The organism is Pseudoalteromonas prydzensis (genome assembly GCF_001661495.1).
Classification (GTDB): Bacteria; Pseudomonadota; Gammaproteobacteria; order Enterobacterales; family Alteromonadaceae; genus Pseudoalteromonas; species Pseudoalteromonas prydzensis.
In genome coordinates this window covers 99,352-122,012 of the sequence record NZ_BDDT01000001.1, presented here as the reverse complement: position 1 = coordinate 122,012, position 22,661 = coordinate 99,352, and the positions used below count along the sequence as shown (strand labels likewise).

Here is a 22,661-nt window from a genome sequence, read left to right as displayed (position 1 = left end):
AAGCTTTAGTCTGAGGCAATGAGTAGTGTGCAAATATTATGACAGCACTACTACGGTAATTGGATTAGTTAAAACCCTTCAAGTACCAGTTTACCGCGTGATTGATGAGACTCTAATATTGCGTGCGCTTTGTGTAGGTTTTCTATATTAATTTTCCCTAAATGTTGGCCTAAGGTGGTTTTAATGGTGCCGTTATCAACCAATTCTGCTAATTCAGTCAGTAACTGATGTTGGGCTATCATATCGTCGGTTTGAAACATTGAACGGGTGTACATAAACTCCCAGTGCAGCGAGATACTTTTGCGCTTGAGTTTTAAAATATCAAAGCTGGCTGGGTCGTCTATTAACGCTAATTTACCTTGTGGCTTGATCACTTTGATGATTTCATCAAGATGTTGATCGGTATGAGTTAGGCTAATAACGTAGTCAAACTCTGCAAGGTTATGCTCAGTTCGTTGTGCATCTAAACCTTTTGAGTGGTCAAGTACATGTTCAACACCTAATTCGTTTAGCCATTTCACACTATCAGCTCTTGATGCAGTACCGACAACGGTTAAGTTAGTAAGCTGCTTTGCCAATTGCACTAAAATCGAGCCAACACCACCTGCAGCACCTATTACTAATAACGAGGCCGGTTTTGCATCTTTGGTGCGTGATACTTGCAAGCGGTCAAATAATAATTCCCAAGCGGTAATGCTGGTTAATGGCAGTGCTGCAGCTTCTGCGTCACTCAACGATACCGGTGCTTTACCGACAATACGCTCGTCCACAAGTTGAAATTCAGCATTACTGCCAGCGCGAGTTAAATCTCCGGCGTAATAAACGCGATCGCCTACATTAAATAAACTAACTTTTTCACCAACGGCTTTAACAATACCCACCGCATCCCAACCAATGATTTTATGACCTTGTTCTGGGCTGACATTAGCGCGAATTTTAGCATCAACAGGGTTTACTGAAATAGCATTTACCGCGACCAATAAATCACGGCCTTGTGCCGTTGGTGTTGGTAATTCGATAATTTCGAAAGAATCTTCGCTGAGTGTTTTTGTAGCTGCTTGGTAACCAATGGCTTTCATGAGTTGCTCCGTTGAATCAAATTTCTATATGCACACTATAGCGCAGCTTTATAATAGAAAAAGGGTGTTATGACTGAATCACTATCAAATGTTTTTTGATAATTGCCTTTACCTAGGCTAAATCTGTATTGAGTTTATCGAGCAGAGCAATTAACTGCATTGCTTCATGTTCATTGATAGATGGGAACTGGCAGCGTATTTGCTGCGGAATATCAGCTGCTTGAAGTTGCATTTTCACCCCATGTGATTGCAGTTTTACAAGTTTCTTGCGCTTGTCATTATCATCTTTAATAACCATTAATAATTGCTTATCGGTCATTTTTTTTAAAATTTGGGTCATTGCCCCACCATCTATGGCGGTTTTTTGCAGTAATTGGGCTATGGTTACTTCATCTTCTTCCCACAACGCCATCATCACCACGTATTGAGGGTAGGTCAGTTCAAGTGCCTTGAGCGCATCTCGATAGGCGCGCACAACGGAGTTGGATGCCATATATAAGCGATGACATAGCTGGTTATCTAATTTTAGTTGTGGGTATTTCATAGCGACTCTCAAATAGTGAATTTGCATTTTAGTTTGTATGCAAAGTATTTGCAATGTTCAATAAATTGGTCTATTGTTTTGCACGCAAAGTAAATTTAATTCTCACTTAAACAAGGAAAATACCATGAAAGAATTACTACAAGTCGCATATACAGCTAACGCAACTGCAACAGGTGGCCGTGAAGGCACTGCAAAATCTGACGATGGCCGTTTAGATGTTGCACTTTCAACACCTAAAGGTTTAGGTGGCGATGATGGGCAAGGTACAAACCCTGAGCAATTATTTGCAGCGGGTTATGCGGCGTGTTTTATTGGTGCATTAAAATTAGTGGCAGGCCAAGCTAAAGTAAAATTGCCAGCAGATACACGCATTGACTCAGAAGTATCGATTGGTCCAATCGAAGGTGGTTTTGGTATTGCGGTAAAATTAGCTGTGTTCGTTGGTGATGTTGATAAAGCCACTGCAGAGCAACTAGTGGCTAAAGCGCATGAAGTTTGCCCATATTCAAATGCGACCCGTGGCAATATTGCGGTTGAGTTATCAGTAATTTAGTTTTCTCATATGCCAACTTAGCAGCTTGTTAAGTTGGTATCCTTTCGCTTCTCTCACTTAAATATGCAGCTAGCATAAGTGGTTTTTATTACTCAGTTAATCAAGTTTTTTCAATAATCTACTGTATCATTTCATAATTAGACTAAACTCTAAATGTAGTTAAATTAGAGGAAAACAGGAATGCGGCAGTTAGCGTTAGCAAAAAAATTACTTTGGCTCACTTTAGGTAGTATATTTTTAACCGTCTTGGTGTTGTCTAGTGTACTGTGGTGGCAACTTTCAAGTAGTAATAAAGTACTTTCAGTGCAGGCTGAAAAACTGATTGTTGCAGAAGTAGAAGATAAACTCGTTACTAATGCTGCGGCCTATGGTGAAAAGATTGCGGGTTTTATTAATGAAGCGTATCGCGTGCCTTTTTCTCTGGCAGCAACATTAGGTAGCCAAAGTGCCGCAGATACTTTAACCCGCGAATCTGTGGAGCAGATCAATCGTTCAATCATTGCTGGTAACTCATTACTCTCGTCAATTTACTCTCAGTTTGAAGTCAATGGCTTTGATGGTAACGATCAACAATATATGAATGGGTATGACCATTCAGTGGCAGGTCAAGGCACGTTAGAAATTTACTTTACGCGCAGCCGTGATGGCGTGATCGAACAGCAGGTAGTTGAAGATGCTAAAGAAAAATATGTGACAACGTTAAATGAATTTGGTCAACGGGAAGCCGAATGGTATTTATGCGCCAAAGAAAACCAAAAACCCTGCATTATGGAACCCTATCTTTACGAAATATCGCCAGGCTACTCAGAAATGATGACCTCTTTGACTGTGCCTATATTGCGTTCAGGCAAGTTCATTGGTTTAAGCGGTGTTGATATTACCTTGCCGGTATTTCAAACTATGACTGAGCAGTTATCAAAAGAGCTATATAACGGCCAAGCACGCGTGACATTACTCAGTTCGCTCGATTTGATTGTTGGCAGTAGTCATTATAAAGAAAAACTAGGACGTCCGCTTAAAGAAGCCGTACCTGCAGCAATTTTTAATCATTATAGCGGTTTAAATAAACAAGCAAGTGTGCAAAAGGTAAGCAGTGAGTATTTAGTTAACTATCCGATAGACATTAAATTAGCAGGGAAAAAGTGGACACTGTTAGTGGAAGTCCCCGCAGCCCTTGCTTTAGAAGGTCCACAACAGCTTAGTGCAAGTATGCAAGATAACGCCAACACCCTTGGTGGATTGATTTTGATCTCTGGTTTAGTGATTGCCGGTGCTGCATTTATCATTATGACCTTAGTGGTAAAAAGTATTGTGGCGCCACTACAACAAATTCAATTACGAGTTGATAACTTAGCCAGTAGTGAAGGGGATTTAACGCAAACATTAAGTGTTGATAGCCATGCTGAGTTAATAGCGCTCGCTGTTGGCTTTAATGCATTTTTAGAAAAGTTACGCGACTTGATTGCGCAATTAAAAGATGTCTCTGGGCAAACTAAAGAACAAGCGCAAATTGCCGCCCATGTTGCGGTTGATACAAAACAGAACGTACAGGCGCAATTTCAAGAAATTGAAAGTGTGGTAACGGCAATGAACGAAATGAGTGCGACCGCACTTGAGGTCGCTCGTGCTTCTGAGCAATCAGCGCAACAAGCCGATGAAATTAATACTCTCGTGGTACGAAGTGAAGCAAGTTTATCGTCTGCAGTATCACAAGTTAAAACTATGTCTGAAGAAATAAAACAAGCTAATCAGGCGGTGGAAAAGGTTGCCGCACGCAGTAACGACATCACCCAGATCTTAGATGTGATCCGCACTATTTCAGAACAAACCAATCTCTTGGCGCTTAATGCCGCTATTGAAGCTGCCCGCGCTGGTGAACAGGGTCGTGGCTTTGCCGTTGTTGCTGATGAAGTCAGAGCGCTTGCTTCAAAAACACGTGCCTCGACAGATGATATTAGTGGCTTAATTGACAACTTACAGCTAGAAGTGGGCAATGCCTCTAAAGTGATTGAGCAAGGTGTGGTGAGGGCACAAACTGCCGTGGATGAAACCACCGTAGCCTTTGATGCCTTGCACAGTGTGGTAGTTAAAGTGGAAGAAATTACTAATCAGATCACTCAAATTGCAACAGCTGCGGAGGAGCAAAGCTCAGTCACTGAAGAGATCAATCGAAACTTAACACTGATCTCTGATGCTGCATCACAACTGGCCGAACTATCAACTCAAGCCGGCGATGGCAGTCAGATGTTGAATCAACTCGTTGCTCAGCAAGATGATGAGCTAAATAAACTAAAAACCTAGTGAATTAATCGCATTTAGTAAGAGTAAAATAGCCTTTAACATGTATGGTCGCATGTTTAAAGGCGTATTTTATATCGTTTGCCTACTAAATATCTTCGGCTTTATTTAACTCAACGGTTAAAATTGTTCTCTTATCAACCACTACCCATTCACGGTATGTACTATAACCAGGCTTACTTACTTCTACATCATACTTGCCTTCTTTTAACTCAATACCACTTTCATATTTTGGTTTGATATTCATAATGCGTACGCGCGCATCAGCAGGTTGAGTTGCCACAGTTAAAGAAATTACATCAACTACGTCTTCAACAGGTGGTTGAATTTCTGTCGTGGTATCCTCAGTTACTTGAGCTGTTTCGTCTACTGTAGCAGTAGTCGAGCAACCACTTAGGATTAATATTGCAGCTAAGGTGCTTATCTTTTTCATAAAAACTCCATATAAATTTAAAATGCTGAAAGCCCTTAAGGAGTAAGTGGAAGTTAGATAGCCTCCAAGTCATCCTTGACTCTCGTTATACTAATTACATCGAATTAGTGGTCTATTAGTAAGTTATTTTATTCGTGAGAATAATCATATTTTTTAAGCTAGTAGAGCTATACAGCCCTGGCTAGCTTAAGATATTAATATCAGTAAGTGGCTGCAATTAGTGAGTGTCAGCCTGTGTACTTTTATAGCAAACTATCAAGCAAGCGAGTTATCTCTTCACTTCGCTCAACTAATTTTTCAGCTGTTTTATACATCTTTTGCTTTAATAAGCCATTTGCCATTGTGATGTAACGCTTAGAAAGCTCTTCTTTAAAAGCGACTAACAAAGTAAAGTCATTCGGTAAATCCGTTGACTCTGAATTAACTAATTCTTCAAAGGCTAATAACTCTTGATAATTTTCAATTGCTGCTAACTTTTCAAAGTAACGGTCAAAGCGAGGTTGATAGAAAACTATTGCATCTTTAGTCGGAAAAGTTGCTTGCTCACCTAAATTTAATTTCTGCTGATAAAGACTTAGCACTTCTATTGCTGATTCCCTTTTTAATAACTCATTAAATTGTAATTCAGACTTCTGCTCAGCTGTGAAGATAGCTTTCCCTACATCTAATAACACTTTTTGAGCAACCACATTGTCATTTTCAATTGATTGCTCTAAGGCGATTTTGAAGTTATTGATGTGTATTTCATTTGGCTGATATACATAGTTACTATCAACATCTTTTAAATCATCAATTAATTTAATAATGTTGTTATTTTCAAGTTCATCATAGCGTGATTGTTCTAATAACAAGTCAATTCTTGATGTTATGTCAAAGATTATTGATTGGCGCTCTCTTAAGATGCTTTCTAATTGAACCGTTAGCTTTTCAGAATCTGGATAGTATTCCAACGCATCGGAATATAGACCGATCGTGCCATCAAAATCCTTGAATTTACTAGACTGATTATTTAACTGATTAGCTTTAGCATTGAAATCTTGTAAGATGCTTGCTTGATTGACTCTTAATAACCCCTGTTTAAGCACGTCATACTGAGGAGGGATTTCCGCAAGTTTAGCCAGGACCTCAGGGCCGTGCCAGGACATCCAAGTTGCAACTTGCTGGTTAATTGCATTGGCATTTTCCAGCTTTGCCTCTAACTGCTTTATTTGGGTCGAATTTGAGGCATAAAACTGGCTAATAAAAACGGTAATGGCGACTACACACACACTTGCAGCGATAGCTGGTTTAAAATTGCTTGTAAGTTTAGTTGATACAGCCTGTAATGAGCCTAACCTTTTTGTGGCATCCAATGACATCGCTTTTTGTAAACGACCCCAAAGCCATAGTGGACAATTACTAGGGCGTTTTGCTGTTGTCTCTTTGGCAAGCTTATCTGCGGCAACTCGATCAAATGGGTGCTTACTGCTCAATAGCTCATAGGCAATACATGCATACGAAAATATATCATCTTTTACAGATGCGTCAGCCCCTTGAAGTTGCTCAGGGCTTGCATAGGTTGGCGTATAACCACCAACTGCTGCGACATTTTTACTATTATTAAACGCATATGCATCTTCAATTGTTTTATGTTTAGCAATGCCAAAGTCGAGAACTTTCAAGCGTCCATTTGAATCAAAAATAATGTTAGAAGGTTTTAAATCATTATGAATAACGTTTCGTGAGTGAGCATAAATCAGTGCATCTGCAAGTTGTTGCAGGATAACATGTGCTTTTTTAAAAGGCATACCTGAAGGTTTGTTACGTTTGATTATTTGCTCTAATGTTTCGCCATCAACGAGTTCCATTGTCACATAATGCAGATCACCATCAAAACTGGCTGAAAATACTTTTACAATATTAGGGTGTGAAAGTTGTTGAGTTTTAGTCGTTTCATCTTTAAGTAATGTTATTGCCTCTTCAGATTGACTAAATTCCTCTAGTAACACTTTGAGTGCAACATGTACTTCTGGACTGGTAGGACTTTCTAAAAATAAATCCCTAGCTCTATAAATGTAGCACATGCCACCTTGCCCAATGAGTTCCTCAACTAAATATCGTCCAGATATTTTTTTACCAACTAAATTGAGTTTACTTTTTGGTTGGGAAGATCTAACGCTAGACTCCAGCGAAGCGATTTGAGTTTTATCATTTGAGTTATTGATACCGCTCATTATAAATCCTTTTATTGTAGATAGTTAAATAATTGCAAAGGTGCTTTTTGTAATTTTTATCAATATTCCCTTTGATTAGCCCGCTATTTTTACAAAATTTAACACTATAAGCAATGTTTCTATTGTAGTACTTCTACTAATTATATATTTATTTTATTCATTAGATATAATTTCTGATGTTATTTGTATGTAAAACAGTGTTGTAAAGTGGTTTCTCTGGTTTCAAATAGGAACATACAGGCTTAATTTTATTGATTTTAATAATTTAAATAAACAGAAAATAAGACTATATTATTAATCTCTATTTGTCGTTTTAAATGACCCTCTAATATCCCCAAGTATTAATTTCAATGTTGACAATAGTTTCTCTTCTAATTTATTCTAATAGGAATGTAGAATATGGGATGAACGCATCAAATGGAACTGATACTAAACATTACTAGTTATCATCGACTCTCGCCTGAAATAGAAGCATCTAAAACTGTAAAAGATTCACTTATCTTTGGCCGCTCGGAAGCATGTGACTGGCATTTACCTGATCCTGAAAAAATTATCTCAAGTAAACATGGTCGTATCGAGAAGGAAGGTGACTCGTTTGTTGTGATTGATACTTCTACAAATGGTATCTATTCAAATTATAGTGTCTCAGCCATTGGCCAAGGTAATAAGCAAAAGTTAGCTGATAGTGATATTTTAACGGTAGGTGATTTTCAAATAGAAGTTAAAATCGCAGCAGCAAACTCCGTTACAGCTTCTATCGATGAGTTTAGCTCTGTGACAACGGCAAAAAATAATAACGCCGCTACTCAATCGCAACATTTTGATTCTGCTAATCGTGATTCAAACTCTGAGCACTTTTATAATGATTCAATTATGAATGAACCAATGCCAAAAGTTGCTATGGCGCATGCTGAACATTCACAATCACAGAGCCAGATCCCGGAAAATTGGGATGAGATCGCACATTTATTGAATCCTGAAATGGCTAATTCTAGCAATCAGAGTGGAATAGCCAGTCATACAACCGCGAGTACAACAGAGCCTAAGATCGAAGCTCCTGCAGCTGTTGATATAAAGCCAGAAGTCGCGAAGGAAGTTCAAGTCTCGACTCCTGCAGCTCAATCCGCTCTCGAAACAAAGCCAATCGCAAACAGCGCAGAACTAACAAGTGCTTTTTTAAAAGGGCTTGGCGTCAAACCTGAATTGCAAAATGCTATAACGACTGAAAAATTATGGTTTGAAATGGGCCAAGGGTTAAATCTTCTTTTAACTGAATTGATGGAATCGTTACGCCAAAGAGCATTGGTGAAAAATCAATTACGTGTTAATCAAACTCTGTTTCAAACCCAGCAAAATAACCCAATCAAATTTTCGGCCAATATAGACGATGTTATTCAGAACTTATTCATAATTAATAGTGCAAGCTTCCTATCTTCTCGAGAATCGATTAAAGAAAGTTTCATCGATACTCGTAGGCATGAACATGCTTTATTAGCAGGAGCTGATGGTGTACTTAAGGGAATATTAGAGCAAGTTTCACCTTCTCACATAAATCAACAAGTGAATGATAACTCTAATATTTTGAAAATAATACCTGGCCAATCAGAATCGAAAAGCTGGAAGTTGTATCAAAACCTGCATGACGAGTTATCACGTGACGTTAATGCTAAAGGTGCAATGGCATTATCAGATGATTTCCTCAAAGCATACAATGATAAAATTCAAGAAACTTTTTAAAAAAAGGAAAGTAAATAATGCGTAACATTAAGCTCTACTTACTGAGTTTTAGTTTACTATTTTTGATAATGGGCTGTTCGACAATGAATAAGTTTGTTCCGCCATCAACAGAATTAATTATTAATGTATCAGAAAATGTAAACCCTGATACTTCTGATCGACCTTCTCCAGTTGTGATGAAAATTTTTGAGCTAAGCTCAAGAACTATATTTGATACACAAGACTTTTTTAGTTTGTATGAGGCGCCAGAGAAGTTACTAGGCCCTGATTTACTTAAGAAAGATGAATTAGAATTACAACCTGGTTCAGTGCAAAACTATGAGATGAGCCTTAATCGTAATACTCGCTATGTAGGAGTAGTGGTAGCGTATAGGAACATAGATCAAGCCCGATGGAGAGCGGTAATAGAAGTTGATCCTACCGGTTATGACGATATCGATGTAAATGTTGAATCAATTGCAACATACATGAGAGAGCATTAATAAGGATATAAAATGAGTGATACCACTCGTGTTGCTTGGACTGAAGGGATGTTCTTAAGGCCGCAACACTTTCAACAATCAGATAAACATTTTTCACATTTAATTAAGCAAGTGTGTAATGGTAATTTAGCTGATCCGTGGGGAATTCTAGAGTTAGATATTGACACTGAGTTGTTAAATACAGGGCAGTTTGCAATCGACTCATTGTCGGCAATTACTCCTGATTTATTACCTGTTGATATGCCAAGGTCAACGTCATTACCTGAGCCTTTGGTTGTCAACAAAGACACCTATAATGAAATTGTTTATTTGGCAATCCCAGCACTGAAAGCCAGTGGTATTAACATCTCAGCTGCGGACGAAAATTTAGTTACGCGTTATAAGCTCACCGATTTAGCGGTAAATGATGATTCATTGGGTCCGCAATCACAAGAGACTATTCAAGTTGCAAAAATTTATAGCAAACTGGTATTAGGTTCAGATGATCACGCTGGATTCATACTTTTACCTTTAGCTAAAATTACTGAAGTAAGTACTGAAGGTCGGATCAAGCTTGATAGTAAGTTTATTCCTGCCTCGCTAAAAGTTGCACAGTGTAAGCCTCTGCTAGGATTAGTAAGAGAAATTGGTGCAATGATCAAACAGCGTTCAGAAAGTATTGCTGTACGTTTATGTCAAGGCTATGCGGGCAGTACTTCAGTTGCTGATTTTATTATGCTGCAAACACTAAATAAGTATGATGCGGTATTTGATAGTTTGTTAATGGTCAATAATTTACATCCAAATATTCTTTATACGCGTTTAATTGAACTATCAGGTGAACTGGCAACATTCAGTACTGCCAATAAACGCGTTCCAAAACTCCCTAAATATGAACATGATAATTTAGGAGCTGTATTTGGTGAAATCGTGAATTTCTTATATCAATCTTTAAGTCACGTGATTGAGCAAACAGCAACAGAAATTAAGTTGGAGCAAAGTAAATTTGGTATTTCATTTGGTGCTTTAAAAGATAAGTCGATTCTTGATTCAGGTCAGTTTATTCTCGCTATTAAAGCGAGTGTACCCCATGAAGAGTTGCGTAAAGTTTTACCTTCCCAGGTTAAAATCGGTAGCGTTGAAACTATTCGTGACTTAGTTAATAACCAGATCCCAGGTATAACAATCAGCAGTTTACCTACAGCACCAAGGCAAATTCCGTATCATGCAGGTTTTCATTATTTTGAGTTGAACAAGCATGGTCAGCATTGGGAAAAGCTTCGCACAAGTGGTGGGATCGCCATTCACTTATCTGGTAGTTACCCAGAGTTACAATTAAGCCTTTGGGCTATACGAACTTAACTGTTAAAAGGAAGAGTTTCAATGGATGAAACCATTATCAAACCACGCCCTGGCAGACTTGGGCGTGACACTTCAAATAACTCAAAAACAGCAACTGATCCTGAAAAGACAGTTATGTCTATTGAGCCAATAGCAAATGCTGTTGCTAGTAATACGAAAGTTTCTATTTTCAAAAACCCATTATTAGAAGCTGCTACCGATTGTTTTTCACTGGTTATATCGATCAACCAAGCTAAAGAAATGACAAATTTAGCCGCTTTGAAGCATCGTTGTGTTGAAGCGATTAAACGTTTTGAAGTTGAAGTCAGAAACCAAGTGCTGCCCAAAGAAGTAATTGAAAATTCGCGCTATTGTTTATGTGCAATTCTGGATGAATCAGTTCTAAACTCTAAGTGGAGTTCGATGGAATGGGCTGATGAAAGTTTGTTGTCAACGTTTCATAAAGAAACCTTTGGTGGCGAGTATTTCTATACCTTATTGGATAATGCTCTTGGGCAACCAGAGCAACATAAAGCGTTTTTAGAATTACAATATCACTGCTTAAATTTAGGTTTTAAGGGCAAGTATCGAGTTGATAGTGTCGGCGATAATAAAGTTGAAGAATACCGCTCTCGCATTTATCACCTACTAAACCAACTAGATGGACCTATTAATAACAAGTTATCGCCTAATTGGAAAGAACGGGTTGCAGCAGGTGTTGAGCTTAGAAACCAAGTACCTCTATGGGTTATTTTTTCAGTTTTAGGTTTAGCATTATTAATTGTTTACCTGTTTATCAATATGAAACTTAATGATCAAGTTGTGTTGGTGAATGAAAAGTTGGCGGTGATCCATCCATTAGCCCAAACGCACAGTATTGATAAAAAAGATCAGCAACTGCAAGTGTTAGAACAACTTTTACAAACCGAGATTCAGATGGGGATTGTCTCTGTAGAAAAGAGTAATGATCGCATTCGGATCACTATCAATAGTGAAAGCTTGTTTAACCAAGGTGACTCAAAACTATTACCTTCATTTCAGCCAATACTTGAAAAACTAGCACTGAGTTTAGAAGGTACAAAGGGGCGGATTTTAATAACAGGCCATACAGATGACACGCCTATTCGCACCGATAAGTATCCCTCTAACTGGCATCTTTCTTTAGCTAGAGCAACTCAAGTTGCTAATTCTATGGCTAAAAGTACTAACCTTAGTGGCCGCTTGTGGCCTGAAGGAAAAGGTGCTGCCGAACCAATCGCTAGCAATTCAGATTCAGCTTCTCGGTCATTAAACCGACGAATTGAAATTGATTTATTATTTTAATGGGGCTGGAATGAACTTTTTACAGAAAATCACATACCTACTTACATCGCGTACAGCAATCCTAATTATTGGTTTTAGCGCACTGTCATTACTAATTTGGTTTGGCGGCCCATTAATTGCCATTGCTGGTAATGTGCCATTGGCGAGTGTTGCCTCGAGATTACTTACTATTTTAGTGGTTATTCTTATTTTTGCGATCACGAAAATATACCGTTTGACTCGTCAAAGTAAACGTGATGAAAAAATGGCTAATGAGTTAATCGACAGTGATGACGCAAACAGTAATGAAGTTAATGAAGAGATTACGACCTTAAAAACAAGAATGGGTGAAGCTATTGATTTACTTAAAGATGTAAAACTCTTTAAGGGAAAGAATATCTATCAATTACCTTGGTATATCATGATAGGACCACCGGGTGCAGGAAAAACAACGGTGATCAACAATTCTGGCTTAGATTATCCATTAAAAGATAAGCTTGGGGTTGATTTAATTCATGGTGTCGGTGGCACGCGAAATTGTGATTGGTGGTTTACTAACAAAGCTGTACTCATTGATACGGCAGGGCGTTACACCACACAAAGTAGTCATGCAAAACATGACTCACGTGCTTGGGAAGGCTTTTTAGGTTTACTGCGTAAATACCGTCCATTACGACCAATCAATGGCGTAATGATCAGTATGGGTATCTCTGAGTTAATGAGCCAAACTAAAACAGAGCGAAACCTACATGCGCGTGCAATTAAGCAACGTCTGCAAGAGTTACAAAATCAGCTCGGAATGACTTTTCCTGTTTATGTTATTTTCTCAAAAGTTGACTTAATAGAAGGTTTTAGAGAGTTTTTTGCTGAATTAAGCGAAGAAGAGTGTGAACAAGTATGGGGGGTTACATTTGAACTTGATTTAGATAAAAACACCCAAGTTGATGCATTTAATAAAGAGTTTCATACACTTATAGCTAAGTTAACAGAGCTGTTAAATCGGCGTTTGATTAATGAACGCAATGAAGAAATAAGAGCAAAAATTTTTGAATTTCCAAGACAGCTTCGCGTATTGCAAGGTGTAGGCGACGCATTTTTGAAAGAAATTTTTACCCCTAATGCATATGAAGAACTCCCTATGTTTAGGGGAGTGTATTTAACCAGCGCAACTCAAGAAGGGACACCGGCCAGTCTTTTAAGTGAAGGAAATAACACAAGCGGCAGCTATATAAATCAATCGAAAAGTTTTTTCATAAAAAATGTACTAGAAAGAGTCATTTTCCCTGAGCAAAACTTAGCAAGTACTAACAAACATCATGATAAGCAAAACAAATGGTTGCGCATAGCAAGTATCTCTTTGGCGTGTGCTTGTGTGATTGGTTTTTCGGCATCATGGTATTTTAGCTATGCATGGAATAATAACCTTATCACGGTCACTGAAGCGGCAATTGAGTCATATCAAGAAATCGATGCGGCATCTTTTGATCGCAGCAATGTACTGGTACTTAATGACAGGCTCAATTCATTACGAGCACTTCCTGCGCGTAGTAATGCGTTTAATAATGAGCAAGACTCGTCATCAGTTGGTTTTAATAAATTAAACGAAATTAAACAGTCGTCGAACGATGCCTACGACAGAGCGTTACAAACTTTCTTGGCGCCTTTTGTTCTCAATACCTTGACGAAGGAAATGGAAACTCACCCTGAGCACTTAAGCTATTTGTACGAGACACTGAAGTGTTATTTAATGTTGTTTCAACCTGAGTATTTTGAGCGTGATGACATAGTCGTCTGGTTTGATGCATACTTAGAACGTAGCTTTCCTGGTGAGAAAAATACACAAACTCGTCTCGATTTAATGGATCATATTGCGGCATTACTTGAAAAAGGTGTTGCTTATGAAGAAGTTGATAATCAAGCCGTTAAAATTGCTCGTGCTGAGCTGACAAAATTACCGATTGCTGAGAGAGCATATCAAAGGCTTCAAGCAGACTTTCTCGACAGTAGTATTCCACCATTTAGATTGACGGATATCATTAGTTTTGAAAGCGCCCAAAAGTTTTCATTTCGTAATAACAGTGAGTTAACTCGAAGCATCCCTGGCTTATATACGTTCAATGGTTTCCATGGCATTTTTAATATCGAAAAAAGTAAGATGCTAGGAAACCTAATGGCGAGCAGTTGGGTGTACGGAGAAGAAGCATCTGGAACTTATGATATCTCCAAAGATGAGATAGAAAAGAAATTAGAACAGCGTTATTTTCAGGACTATATCTACTATTGGCAGTCATTTCTTGATGATCTAAATTTAAACCAATATAGCTCTCCTGCTGAAGGGGTTAATATCACTGATGTGTTAGCTGGTTCAGAAACTCCAATTAAAAACATCATTCTAGCAGTGCAGAAAAATGTGCAGTTAACTCAATTGCCAGTCTCTGAAAATCAAAAAGCAGCCGGTAAAGTTGCAGCCAATGCTGCTGAAGTTGCGATGCAAACAAAGGCGAATCGCATCAAACGTTTCTTGCCTGACGAAACGCCAAAATTTGATATCAAGTTACCAGGGTATCAAGTGGAAGAAGCATTTGAGGATGTGCTTAAAATTGACGCTCAGCAGTTAGATAATATGCAAAAGAACCTTAGGGAGCTGAATGTTTATTTAACTAAACTTGACCGTGGCGATCAGTTGAAGTCTTCCATTAAAGATCAAATCAGCGGTAAAAGTAAGCCTAGTTTTATCCGCCAACTAGAATTCCAAAGTCGTGACTTACCGTACCCTTTTAATAGCTGGCTGTTAGATATTAGTCGAGATACCAGTAATATCACTAAAAATAGTGCCAATAGACACTTAAATGAGATTTGGAAAAGTAAAGTTTTGCGAGAATACAATGCCGCCATTGTTGGTCGTTACCCATTTTCACCTTATGCAGATAAAGAAGTGAATTTAAAAGACTTTACTCGATTTTTTGGACCAAGCGGTACGATAGATAGCTTCTTCAATAGCTACGTTGCACCGAGTGTTGATATGAGTTCACGACCATGGAAGTTTGAAAAAGACATCGGTATCAGTCGAGAAACTTTGGCAATGTTTGAACTTGCAAATCAAATACAGCTCGCATTTTTTGATGGTGGTAGCAGCACACCAAGGATTGAGTTCGGCTTGAAACCTTTAGAATTAGATCAAACAATCTCGAGTTTTATGCTTGAGATTGATGGTCAATCAATGACCTATAGACACGGGCCATTAAAAGTGAGTAATTTTGTTTGGCCTGGATCCACAGGACAAAGTAAAACACGCGTTGTATTTACTCCACCTAATGGCGGACGCTCTATTAATACCACTTACCAAGGTGAATGGTCGTTATATCGCATGCTTGATGAACTAAGTGCTAAACGAAGTAAAACACGGGAAGATCTAACGTTGCATTTTGCTCTCATGGGCAATAACGCAAAAGTAGAACTATTACCGAATTCAATTAGGCATCCATTTTGGAATAAGAGTATAGAGAAGTTCTCATGTCCGACCCGATTATAAATATTGGCTATCTGGGTAAAGTCCCTAGTTTAGGTGATTTTGTACAAGATAGTGTATCTAAAGAGTTCGCTGAACATTGGGAAAAGTGGCTGCAAGCAGCGATTGCTGTAAGCAAAGAGCAGCTTGGCGAAGTGTGGCAAAATAATTATTTAACAGGCCCTGTATGGCACTTTGCTTTGTCCGCGAATATTGTTGGAGATAAAGGGGTAATGGGGACTTTAATGCCAAGCATGGATGCGGTAGGACGGCATTATCCTTTTACCGTAGCAAGTACATTAGAGTACGCACCTATTGATGTTCTTAACTCTGGCGTTTTTTCATTAGCTTACGAAGATGTGGTGTTGAAGGTACTTGATAACTCAGTTGATCTTTTTGCTTGGCGCAAAGATGTTGCGAAAACCTTAGGTGCTGTTCAAGGCACCCAAAAAGTGGTGACTTACTTTAATACGGCAGATAAGAATAAAACTGGCGAGGCATTTGAGTTTTCAGGTGATGAACTTACAGAGACAGCTTTGCAAGATCTAATGCATGCTGTCTTAAGTAAAAAATATGGTGATTACAGCGTTTGGTGGACTCATGGTTCATGCAGTATAAAGCCTATGGTACTTATCACCGCAGGACTTCCTGCCATTAATCAAGTTGCAGCAATGTTAGATGGTCGATGGAAGCAATGGGAATGGAATTATACACAGGTAAAAAGTACTGATGAGTAAGTTGAGCACTAGTTATGCGATTACCCATCGCGGTGTTGTTAGGCAACTAAATGAAGATGCCCATGTTGAAATAAATAGCCATAGTATCTGGGTTGTTGCTGATGGCATGGGCGGCCATGAAGCTGGTGAAGTGGCAAGCCAACTTGTCGTCGATACTATTAGGTCAACCGTTGAAGAATTGACATTTGAAGAGCTTACTGTGTCGCATATTGTCGTCGCGATCGAAAATGCAAACAGTCAATTAAATGAATACAGTGCGCAATATTTAGGGAGTAAAACAGCGGGTAGCACAGTGACCGTTTTATTCATCAAAAATGAGCAATACTATGTGCTCTGGGTGGGAGATAGTCGAGCGTATTTACTGCGTAATGGTCAGTTGCAGCAAGTTTCAAAGGATCATAGCCAAATCAACGATCTAATCGATGAAGGGGTTATCTCTGTTGAGGAAGCCAAAGATCATCCATTATCTAATGTCATAACCCGTGCAGTGGGAGTTACACAGGATGTTAACGTTGATGTGGTACAAAATGAGGTAAAATCAGGCGATATATTTTTATTATGTTCAGATGGATTAACTGGCGAATTATCTGATAATGATATTCATCGCTCACTAGAGCCAACAAGTATAATTGACTCTGGTATGGCACTAATGCACTCATCCCTTGTTCGGGGTGCGAAAGATAATGTAACCTGTATTTTGATTAAATACGATAAAGGGATTAGTAATTATAAATCTCATTCATTTAATGTTCAGGATGAGGCTACAATTCCATTATTTACAAAGTAAATATTTAAGTTTATTTTTTTTATTGTTATATATTAAAAAATAAATAAGCTTATGGACTTAGATATAATATGCCGGTTTATTATTTAAGAAATCGGTATAAACTAGAATGTAACTAGGCTTGTAATTCTAAATAAAAAATGTAATATGGAGTCCGCTTCACTTTGTTTGGGTTTTATGGACAATTATTAGGACAATGGAATGTTTGTTTTTGAAGAGTATGTTTCCCCTATTTCAGACACTGAGATTGCAGGTATTGACCCGCGCTCAGACGTCACTCCTGCGTCTACCTATTACGCGTTAAAAGATTTACGAAACCAATTACGTGCGGCAGAAAGAAATGCGCTTGTCGATGAAGAAGGCATTGCGACTTTAGCCAGAGACTGGTTGCCGTTGTTAGAGCTATCCAGTAAAGCGTTAAAAACAGAAAGTAAAGATATTGACTACTTAGCTTGGTTTATTGAAGCACTGTGCCGCGTGCATGGCTTTAAAGGACTAGCATTTGGTTTTCAAGTTGCCCATACCTTACTCGATAATTATTTTGATGATTTATATCCAGCTCTTGATGCTGATGATGAAATCTCTGACAAAGTCTCTGCGTTAGTTGGCTTAAATGGTGTGGCTGGCGAAGGCACCTTAATTATACCGATCAAAAGCATAGCGCTGACAGAAAGTGTTAGTCTTGATTCATTTTCTTTTTGGGAATATCAACAAGGCTATGACATATCCAGATTAAGCGAAGAAAAAAGAGACAAGAAGCTAACACAAGGTGCTGTCGACTTTGAGCTAATCGAAAAAAGCGCAGCAGAAACGAGCACTGAATTTTTTGTAAACCTAAGAAATGATATAACGGCTGCGATTGAGCAATTCGCACTACTAAGTGACGTACTCGATCGCGTTACTGCTCAGTCACAACCGACTTCTAATATTAAACAAGCCTTGGAAGAGAGTTTAGCTGCTGTGAATCATATAGCAGCTGATAAACTCGCCGCCGCCCAAAAAGCACAAGATTTAGCGCAAGCAGTACAAGAGGTGGTGTTAGAAGATGGTGAGGTTACTCATTCACAAGTGGCCAAGGCACACAATTTAGAAATTAATTCTAGAGATAATGCCATTGAAAAACTTAAAGAAATAGCCTCTTATTTTCGAAAAACAGAACCACACTCACCTATGTCTTACACCATAGAGCAGGTAATTCGATGGAGCGAATTGTCGCTACCTGAATTATTAAATGAATTAATTACAGATAGTGATGCTAGGACTGGATACTTTAAGTTGTCTGGCATTAAGATCAGCGAAACTGAAACATAAGTAAAAGGAGTTCTCAATGAGTATCCACGATAAACTAAAACGAGTTCGTAAACCACGTGTGCACATCACCTATGATGTAGAAACCGAAGGTCTTGCGGTAAAGAAAGAATTACCGTTTGTAGTTGGCGTTATGGGTGATTTTTCAGGTGACAATACTGATGCACTTAAGCCACTAAAAGATAGACGATTTATTCAAATAGATCGTGAAAACTTTAATGATGTTTTAAAGCGCATGAGCCCGTCTTTAAAATTAGACGTAGATAATACGCTTAATGATGATGGTACTCAATTTGAAGTGAACTTGAACTTTAAATCGATTGATGACTTTGAGCCAGCAGCAGTTGTTAACCAAGTTGAACCACTGCGCAAGTTAATGGAAACGCGGAATAAATTACGCGATCTTATGACTAAAATTGACCGCTCAGAAGAACTTGAAAATGTTCTTGAAGAAGTTTTAAGTAACACTGCAAGTTTAGATTCAATTGCTAAGGAACTGAAATTAGAGGAGACTGAAAAATGAGTACAGAACAATTAAGTGCTGAGTTAGAGTCAACTTCAGAAGTAACTTCTTCGCTATTAGAACAAGCGATTGGTGCTACTAAGCAAACAGATGCGAGCCGTGCAGAAGAGTTACTAAGAACATTAACTGAAGAAGCAATGAAAGGGACAGTCCAGTGGAATAAAAACATGACTGTAACATTCAATGAAGCGATTCAGTTAATCGATCAAAAAATATCAAAGCAGCTAAGTGTAGTAATGCACAGCGATGAATTTCAAAAGCTTGAAGGTTCATGGCGTGGTCTACACCATTTGGTGATGAACTCAGATACCAGTGCCACACTAAAAATTCGTGTACTTAACATGAAGAAAAAAGAACTTCATAAAGATTTAAGTAAAGCGGTTGAATTTGATCAAAGCCAAACATTTAAGAAAATTTACGAAGCTGAATTTGGTACGCCTGGTGGCGAACCTTATGGCACAATTGTTGGTGACTTTGAATTTACAAACCACCCTGAAGATGTTGAAACATTAAGCTTAATGTCTAACGTTGCAGCTGCTGGTTTTTGCCCATTTATTGCGGCATCATCGCCTTCTCTATTCGGTTTTGACAACTGGGAAGAGCTAACCAAACCACGTGATTTAGAAAAAGTATTTGAATCGTTAGAGTACACTAAATGGCGTTCATTCCGTGATAGTGATGACTCTCGTTTTGTATCACTTACTATGCCTCGCTTCTTATCTCGTTTACCTTATGGTGCAGCTTCTAAGCCAGTTGAAGAATTTAATTACGAAGAGTTTGTCGTTGAGTCTTCAGATGGTCGTTCTACCAGCGCTGATAACAGCGAGTACTGCTGGAGTAATGCAGCATATGCAATGGCTACTAATATGGCTAAAGCATTCTCTCAATACGGTTTTTGTACAGCAATACGCGGTGCTGAAGGTGGTGGCAAGGTTGAAGGCTTACCTACTCATATTTTCACTAGTGACGATGGCGACCCGGATCTTAAATGCCCTACAGAAATCGGTATCACAGATAGACGAGAAGCTGAATTAAGTAAGCTTGGTTTCTTACCGCTTTGTCATTATAAAAATACTGATTACGCCGTATTCTTTGGTGGCCAAAGTTGTCAAAAACCACAACTTTATTCAACGCCAGATGCGACTGCTAACGCGGCTATTTCTGCACGTTTACCATACCTTATGGCAACATCACGTTTTGCGCATTACTTAAAAGTTATGGCGCGCGATAAAATTGGTAGCTTCATGGAAGCGGAAGATGTTGAGTCTTGGTTAAACCGTTGGATCCTATCGTATGTCAATGCGACAGAAGGCGGTGGTCAAGATATTAGAGCACGTTATCCATTAGCAGATGCAAAAGTATCTGTTAAAGAAATACCGGGTCAACCAGGTGCATACAATGCAGTTGCGTGGTTACGACCTTGGCTACAAATGGAAGAGCTCACCTCTTCTTTACGTTTAGTAGCTAAAATACCTGAGATCGGTTAATCATCCGATCTTTAGCGTTAAGGATAATGCTGTAAAATGAATCACGAAGAGTTTTCATTTATAAATCAAGATGTTACTTTTTTTCAAAAGTCGCATTCTCGTATAAGTGATAATGATGCTTTGCTTGACCGTTTTTTGAATGAAAAAAACTTAGACAAGGCTTTGTTGTTATGGCTTGAAGGCTCTTCTGATTCACCTATCACATGGAGTAAGGAATCACTTAGTCCTTATTTACAAAAAGTTATCGTTGAACTCGATCAACTAATATCAAATCAGTTAAATTTAATTATTCATCAACCGCGCTTTCAAAAATTAGAAGCAAGTTGGCGTAACTTATGGTGGTTGCTGTTACAAACAGAACAATACGACAAAGAAAATAAAGTAAAAATAAAAGTATTGAACTGTGATTGGGCAACGCTTTCAAAAGATGTCAATAAAGCAATCGATTTTGACCAAAGCTTATTTTTTCAATTGTTGTACCAAAGTGAATTTGATAGCGCCGGTGGTGAACCTTTCGGTGTCGTAATAGGTGATTACGAAATTAGTAATATGTTTTCGCAAGGATCTATTTACAACGATATCGACACAATTAAAGAAATCTCACGTACCGCAGCAGCGGCTTTTGCACCGTTTATTTGCTCGGCTTCTGCAAGTTTATTTGGTGCAGATAATTTTTCCGATTTAGGTTATCACTCAGATTTGTTTAATCAATTTGATCAACCTGAATATATTAAGTGGCAAAGCTTTAGAAGCATGGAAGAAGCTCGGTTTGTAGGGCTTACTTTACCTCATGTTTTAGTGCGCCCGCCATATAAGAATGACGGTAAACGGCATCAAGATTTTTATTTTAAAGAGCAAATTAATGACCCTGAAACAGATATGTTGTGGGGAAATGCAGCTTATCAATTTGTTTCAACGATTATTCGTGCTTACTGTGATAGTGGTTGGTTTGGGCATATTCGTGGCATGGAACCCGGTAAGGTATCCAAGGGATTAGTGACTGGGTTAGCCAAAGATAATTTTGCCAATGATATTTATCAAAAAGAATCAAAGCCGCCACTTGATTTATTGGTAACGAGTAAGTTTGAAAAACAGTTTTCGGAACTTGGGTTTATCCCCACTTCATCTGTTACTAACACAGAGCATATTGTTTTTTATAGTAATGCATCAGTTCAAAAAACAAAAAACTATGAATCAAGTGCAGCAAACATCAATGCCCGTTTGTCATCTATGTTGCAATACATTTTGTGTGTCTCTCGGTTTGCTCATTATTTAAAGCTGTTAGCAAGGGACCGAGTTGGTTCATACAACACAGCACAAGCATGTGAGCGTGATTTACAGGCGTGGATCAACAATTATACAACCGCGTCAGACTCAGCGTCTGAGTATGTGAGAAGTAAGTATCCGCTGAGTAATGCAAAAATTAAAGTAAGCGAGAATAAGGCAAATCCCGGTCATTATTTTTCAGTTTTGCAGTTACAGCCTCATTTTCAATTAGATCAAATGGTCTCCAGTATTAAATTAATAACAGAGCTCAGTCCTCATCACAAAATAAAGGAATAGTCATGAAAAAAATAACCAGCCTCATTCGAGAGGGAAAACTTGCAGAAGCTTTAGCTTCTTGTGCAACTGAGCTGCAAGATGAACCATTAAATTATGATGTAAGAAGTCTTTATTCAGAACTTCTTTGCATTAATGGTGAGCTTGAAAAAGCCGATAGGCAGATTGATTTTATGGTGCAAAAGAATCCTGAGTTTGCCGTTGGTGCAATTAATTTAAGGCATTTAATTCGCGCTCAACAATCAAGAATTGATTTCTATCAAGGAAAGGGCATCCCTAAACTGTTCCATGACGCAGATGCACTCGATACCCTGTTTTTAAAAATGCATGTTGCTTTGCAAGAGGGCGAGATTGAGCAAGCGGCTGGACTTGCACAAGAAATGGAAGAATTTAGAAGCTCACAAGGTGACGGCACTGCAACGCGTGACTTGGATGATACGCTAGGACCGTATTTAGAGGTATTGGGTACTAATGGTGAATTCTATCTAGCTAACTTTAATGAAATTGATTCCTTAAAAATAGAGCCAGTAGAATCTTTACTTGAAACCATTTGGTTAAGAGTTGAAATCACAATTAAAGATGGTCCATCTGGTACTGCCCACATCCCACTTATTTATGCTAACTCTGAATCAGATCTCGAAAAACTTGGTCAAGTATCAGACTGGCAAGAACTTAATACTGATTTTATGGTAGGGAAAGGGATGAAAATGGTTTTTGCTAATGATGAAGCAATCACCATCCCTGACTTACAAATAAGCTCGTTAGAAACAGCGTAACAAAAAGTTAAATTCTC

General features: G+C 38.4%; 18 protein-coding genes. 14 read left to right on the top strand and 4 right to left on the bottom strand.

What is annotated here, in order from left to right; genetic code table 11:
- Positions 1–68 precede the first annotated feature (68 nt).
- Entirely contained in the window at positions 69–1,079 is a 1,011-nt protein-coding gene (locus A7968_RS00515; RefSeq protein ID WP_064664628.1) for a zinc-binding alcohol dehydrogenase family protein, read from the bottom strand.
- Between the two features lie 112 nt (positions 1,080–1,191).
- Positions 1,192–1,623: a MarR family winged helix-turn-helix transcriptional regulator gene (locus tag A7968_RS00510; protein WP_064664627.1), complete on the bottom strand. Its 432-nt coding sequence runs from the start codon at positions 1,621–1,623 to the stop codon at positions 1,192–1,194.
- 124 nt (positions 1,624–1,747) lie between these two features.
- Between A7968_RS00510 and A7968_RS00505 the strand changes: the two genes are divergently transcribed.
- Both A7968_RS00505 and A7968_RS00500 read left to right on the top strand, forming a co-directional pair.
- On the top strand, positions 1,748–2,176 hold the full coding sequence (locus tag A7968_RS00505) for an organic hydroperoxide resistance protein (protein ID WP_064664626.1): 429 nt from the start codon (positions 1,748–1,750) through the stop codon (positions 2,174–2,176).
- Positions 2,177–2,356: 180 nt separating this feature from the next.
- Complete coding sequence (locus A7968_RS00500) at positions 2,357–4,477, top strand: methyl-accepting chemotaxis protein (protein ID WP_064664625.1); 2,121 nt, start codon at positions 2,357–2,359, stop codon at positions 4,475–4,477.
- Between the two features lie 85 nt (positions 4,478–4,562).
- Here the strand turns inward: A7968_RS00500 and A7968_RS00495 are convergent, their stop codons facing one another.
- Both A7968_RS00495 and A7968_RS00490 read right to left on the bottom strand, forming a co-directional pair.
- On the bottom strand, positions 4,563–4,907 hold the full coding sequence (locus tag A7968_RS00495) for a PEGA domain-containing protein (RefSeq protein ID WP_064664624.1): 345 nt from the start codon (positions 4,905–4,907) through the stop codon (positions 4,563–4,565).
- Between the two features lie 242 nt (positions 4,908–5,149).
- Complete coding sequence (locus A7968_RS00490; RefSeq protein ID WP_064664623.1) at positions 5,150–7,120, bottom strand: serine/threonine-protein kinase; 1,971 nt, start codon at positions 7,118–7,120, stop codon at positions 5,150–5,152.
- A 417-nt stretch (positions 7,121–7,537) separates the two neighbouring features.
- Here A7968_RS00490 and tagH point away from each other — a divergent pair, with 417 nt between their 5' ends.
- The 12 genes from tagH to A7968_RS00430 all read left to right on the top strand — a co-directional run bounded on the left by tagH (position 7,538) and on the right by A7968_RS00430 (position 22,644).
- Positions 7,538–8,857: a type VI secretion system-associated FHA domain protein TagH gene (tagH, locus tag A7968_RS00485; RefSeq protein ID WP_064664622.1), complete on the top strand. Its 1,320-nt coding sequence runs from the start codon at positions 7,538–7,540 to the stop codon at positions 8,855–8,857.
- Between the two features lie 17 nt (positions 8,858–8,874).
- Positions 8,875–9,339, top strand: a complete 465-nt coding sequence (gene tssJ, locus A7968_RS00480) for a type VI secretion system lipoprotein TssJ (protein ID WP_064664621.1) — start codon at positions 8,875–8,877, stop codon at positions 9,337–9,339.
- A gap of 12 nt (positions 9,340–9,351) precedes the next feature.
- Positions 9,352–10,680, top strand: a complete 1,329-nt coding sequence (gene tssK, locus A7968_RS00475) for a type VI secretion system baseplate subunit TssK (RefSeq protein ID WP_064664620.1) — start codon at positions 9,352–9,354, stop codon at positions 10,678–10,680.
- A 21-nt stretch (positions 10,681–10,701) separates the two neighbouring features.
- Positions 10,702–11,982: a type VI secretion system protein TssL, long form gene (gene tssL, locus A7968_RS00470; RefSeq protein WP_064664619.1), complete on the top strand. Its 1,281-nt coding sequence runs from the start codon at positions 10,702–10,704 to the stop codon at positions 11,980–11,982.
- A gap of 10 nt (positions 11,983–11,992) precedes the next feature.
- On the top strand, positions 11,993–15,493 hold the full coding sequence (tssM, locus tag A7968_RS00465; protein ID WP_064664618.1) for a type VI secretion system membrane subunit TssM: 3,501 nt from the start codon (positions 11,993–11,995) through the stop codon (positions 15,491–15,493).
- Positions 15,475–16,206, top strand: a complete 732-nt coding sequence (tagF, locus tag A7968_RS00460) for a type VI secretion system-associated protein TagF (protein ID WP_064664617.1) — start codon at positions 15,475–15,477, stop codon at positions 16,204–16,206. Before tssM ends, tagF begins: the two co-directional genes overlap by 19 nt.
- Positions 16,199–16,993, top strand: coding sequence for a PP2C family protein-serine/threonine phosphatase (locus A7968_RS00455; protein ID WP_227008961.1), 795 nt, complete (start codon positions 16,199–16,201; stop codon positions 16,991–16,993). Before tagF ends, A7968_RS00455 begins: the two co-directional genes overlap by 8 nt.
- Before the next feature lie 198 nt (positions 16,994–17,191).
- The gene (gene tssA, locus A7968_RS00450) at positions 17,192–18,301 is read left to right on the top strand and encodes a type VI secretion system protein TssA (protein ID WP_064664615.1); all 1,110 of its coding nucleotides are present in this window, start codon (positions 17,192–17,194) and stop codon (positions 18,299–18,301) included.
- Positions 18,302–18,317: 16 nt separating this feature from the next.
- A complete protein-coding gene (gene tssB, locus A7968_RS00445; RefSeq protein ID WP_064664614.1) occupies positions 18,318–18,821 on the top strand; it encodes a type VI secretion system contractile sheath small subunit in 504 nt (167 codons plus the stop codon).
- Positions 18,818–20,308: a type VI secretion system contractile sheath large subunit gene (gene tssC / locus A7968_RS00440; protein WP_064664613.1), complete on the top strand. Its 1,491-nt coding sequence runs from the start codon at positions 18,818–18,820 to the stop codon at positions 20,306–20,308. Before tssB ends, tssC (A7968_RS00440) begins: the two co-directional genes overlap by 4 nt.
- Before the next feature lie 36 nt (positions 20,309–20,344).
- Entirely contained in the window at positions 20,345–21,871 is a 1,527-nt protein-coding gene (gene tssC / locus A7968_RS00435; protein ID WP_064664612.1) for a type VI secretion system contractile sheath large subunit, read from the top strand.
- A gap of 2 nt (positions 21,872–21,873) precedes the next feature.
- Positions 21,874–22,644: a type VI secretion system accessory protein TagJ gene (locus tag A7968_RS00430; protein ID WP_064664611.1), complete on the top strand. Its 771-nt coding sequence runs from the start codon at positions 21,874–21,876 to the stop codon at positions 22,642–22,644.
- Positions 22,645–22,661 lie beyond the last annotated feature (17 nt).

Bases quoted from the DNA above. Each gene is read 5' to 3' on its own strand.
- A7968_RS00515 (WP_064664628.1), bottom strand. From the start codon at position 1,079: ATGAAAGCCATTGGTTACCAAGCAGCTACAAAAACACTCAGCGAAGAT.
- A7968_RS00510 (WP_064664627.1), bottom strand. From the start codon at position 1,623: ATGAAATACCCACAACTAAAATTAGATAACCAGCTATGTCATCGCTTA.
- A7968_RS00505 (WP_064664626.1), top strand. From the start codon at position 1,748: ATGAAAGAATTACTACAAGTCGCATATACAGCTAACGCAACTGCAACA.
- A7968_RS00500 (WP_064664625.1), top strand. From the start codon at position 2,357: ATGCGGCAGTTAGCGTTAGCAAAAAAATTACTTTGGCTCACTTTAGGT.
- A7968_RS00495 (WP_064664624.1), bottom strand. From the start codon at position 4,907: ATGAAAAAGATAAGCACCTTAGCTGCAATATTAATCCTAAGTGGTTGC.
- A7968_RS00490 (WP_064664623.1), bottom strand. From the start codon at position 7,120: ATGAGCGGTATCAATAACTCAAATGATAAAACTCAAATCGCTTCGCTG.
- tagH (WP_064664622.1), top strand. From the start codon at position 7,538: ATGGAACTGATACTAAACATTACTAGTTATCATCGACTCTCGCCTGAA.
- tssJ (WP_064664621.1), top strand. From the start codon at position 8,875: ATGCGTAACATTAAGCTCTACTTACTGAGTTTTAGTTTACTATTTTTG.
- tssK (WP_064664620.1), top strand. From the start codon at position 9,352: ATGAGTGATACCACTCGTGTTGCTTGGACTGAAGGGATGTTCTTAAGG.
- tssL (WP_064664619.1), top strand. From the start codon at position 10,702: ATGGATGAAACCATTATCAAACCACGCCCTGGCAGACTTGGGCGTGAC.
- tssM (WP_064664618.1), top strand. From the start codon at position 11,993: ATGAACTTTTTACAGAAAATCACATACCTACTTACATCGCGTACAGCA.
- tagF (WP_064664617.1), top strand. From the start codon at position 15,475: ATGTCCGACCCGATTATAAATATTGGCTATCTGGGTAAAGTCCCTAGT.
- A7968_RS00455 (WP_227008961.1), top strand. From the start codon at position 16,199: ATGAGTAAGTTGAGCACTAGTTATGCGATTACCCATCGCGGTGTTGTT.
- tssA (WP_064664615.1), top strand. From the start codon at position 17,192: ATGTTTGTTTTTGAAGAGTATGTTTCCCCTATTTCAGACACTGAGATT.
- tssB (WP_064664614.1), top strand. From the start codon at position 18,318: ATGAGTATCCACGATAAACTAAAACGAGTTCGTAAACCACGTGTGCAC.
- tssC (WP_064664613.1), top strand. From the start codon at position 18,818: ATGAGTACAGAACAATTAAGTGCTGAGTTAGAGTCAACTTCAGAAGTA.
- tssC (WP_064664612.1), top strand. From the start codon at position 20,345: ATGAATCACGAAGAGTTTTCATTTATAAATCAAGATGTTACTTTTTTT.
- A7968_RS00430 (WP_064664611.1), top strand. From the start codon at position 21,874: ATGAAAAAAATAACCAGCCTCATTCGAGAGGGAAAACTTGCAGAAGCT.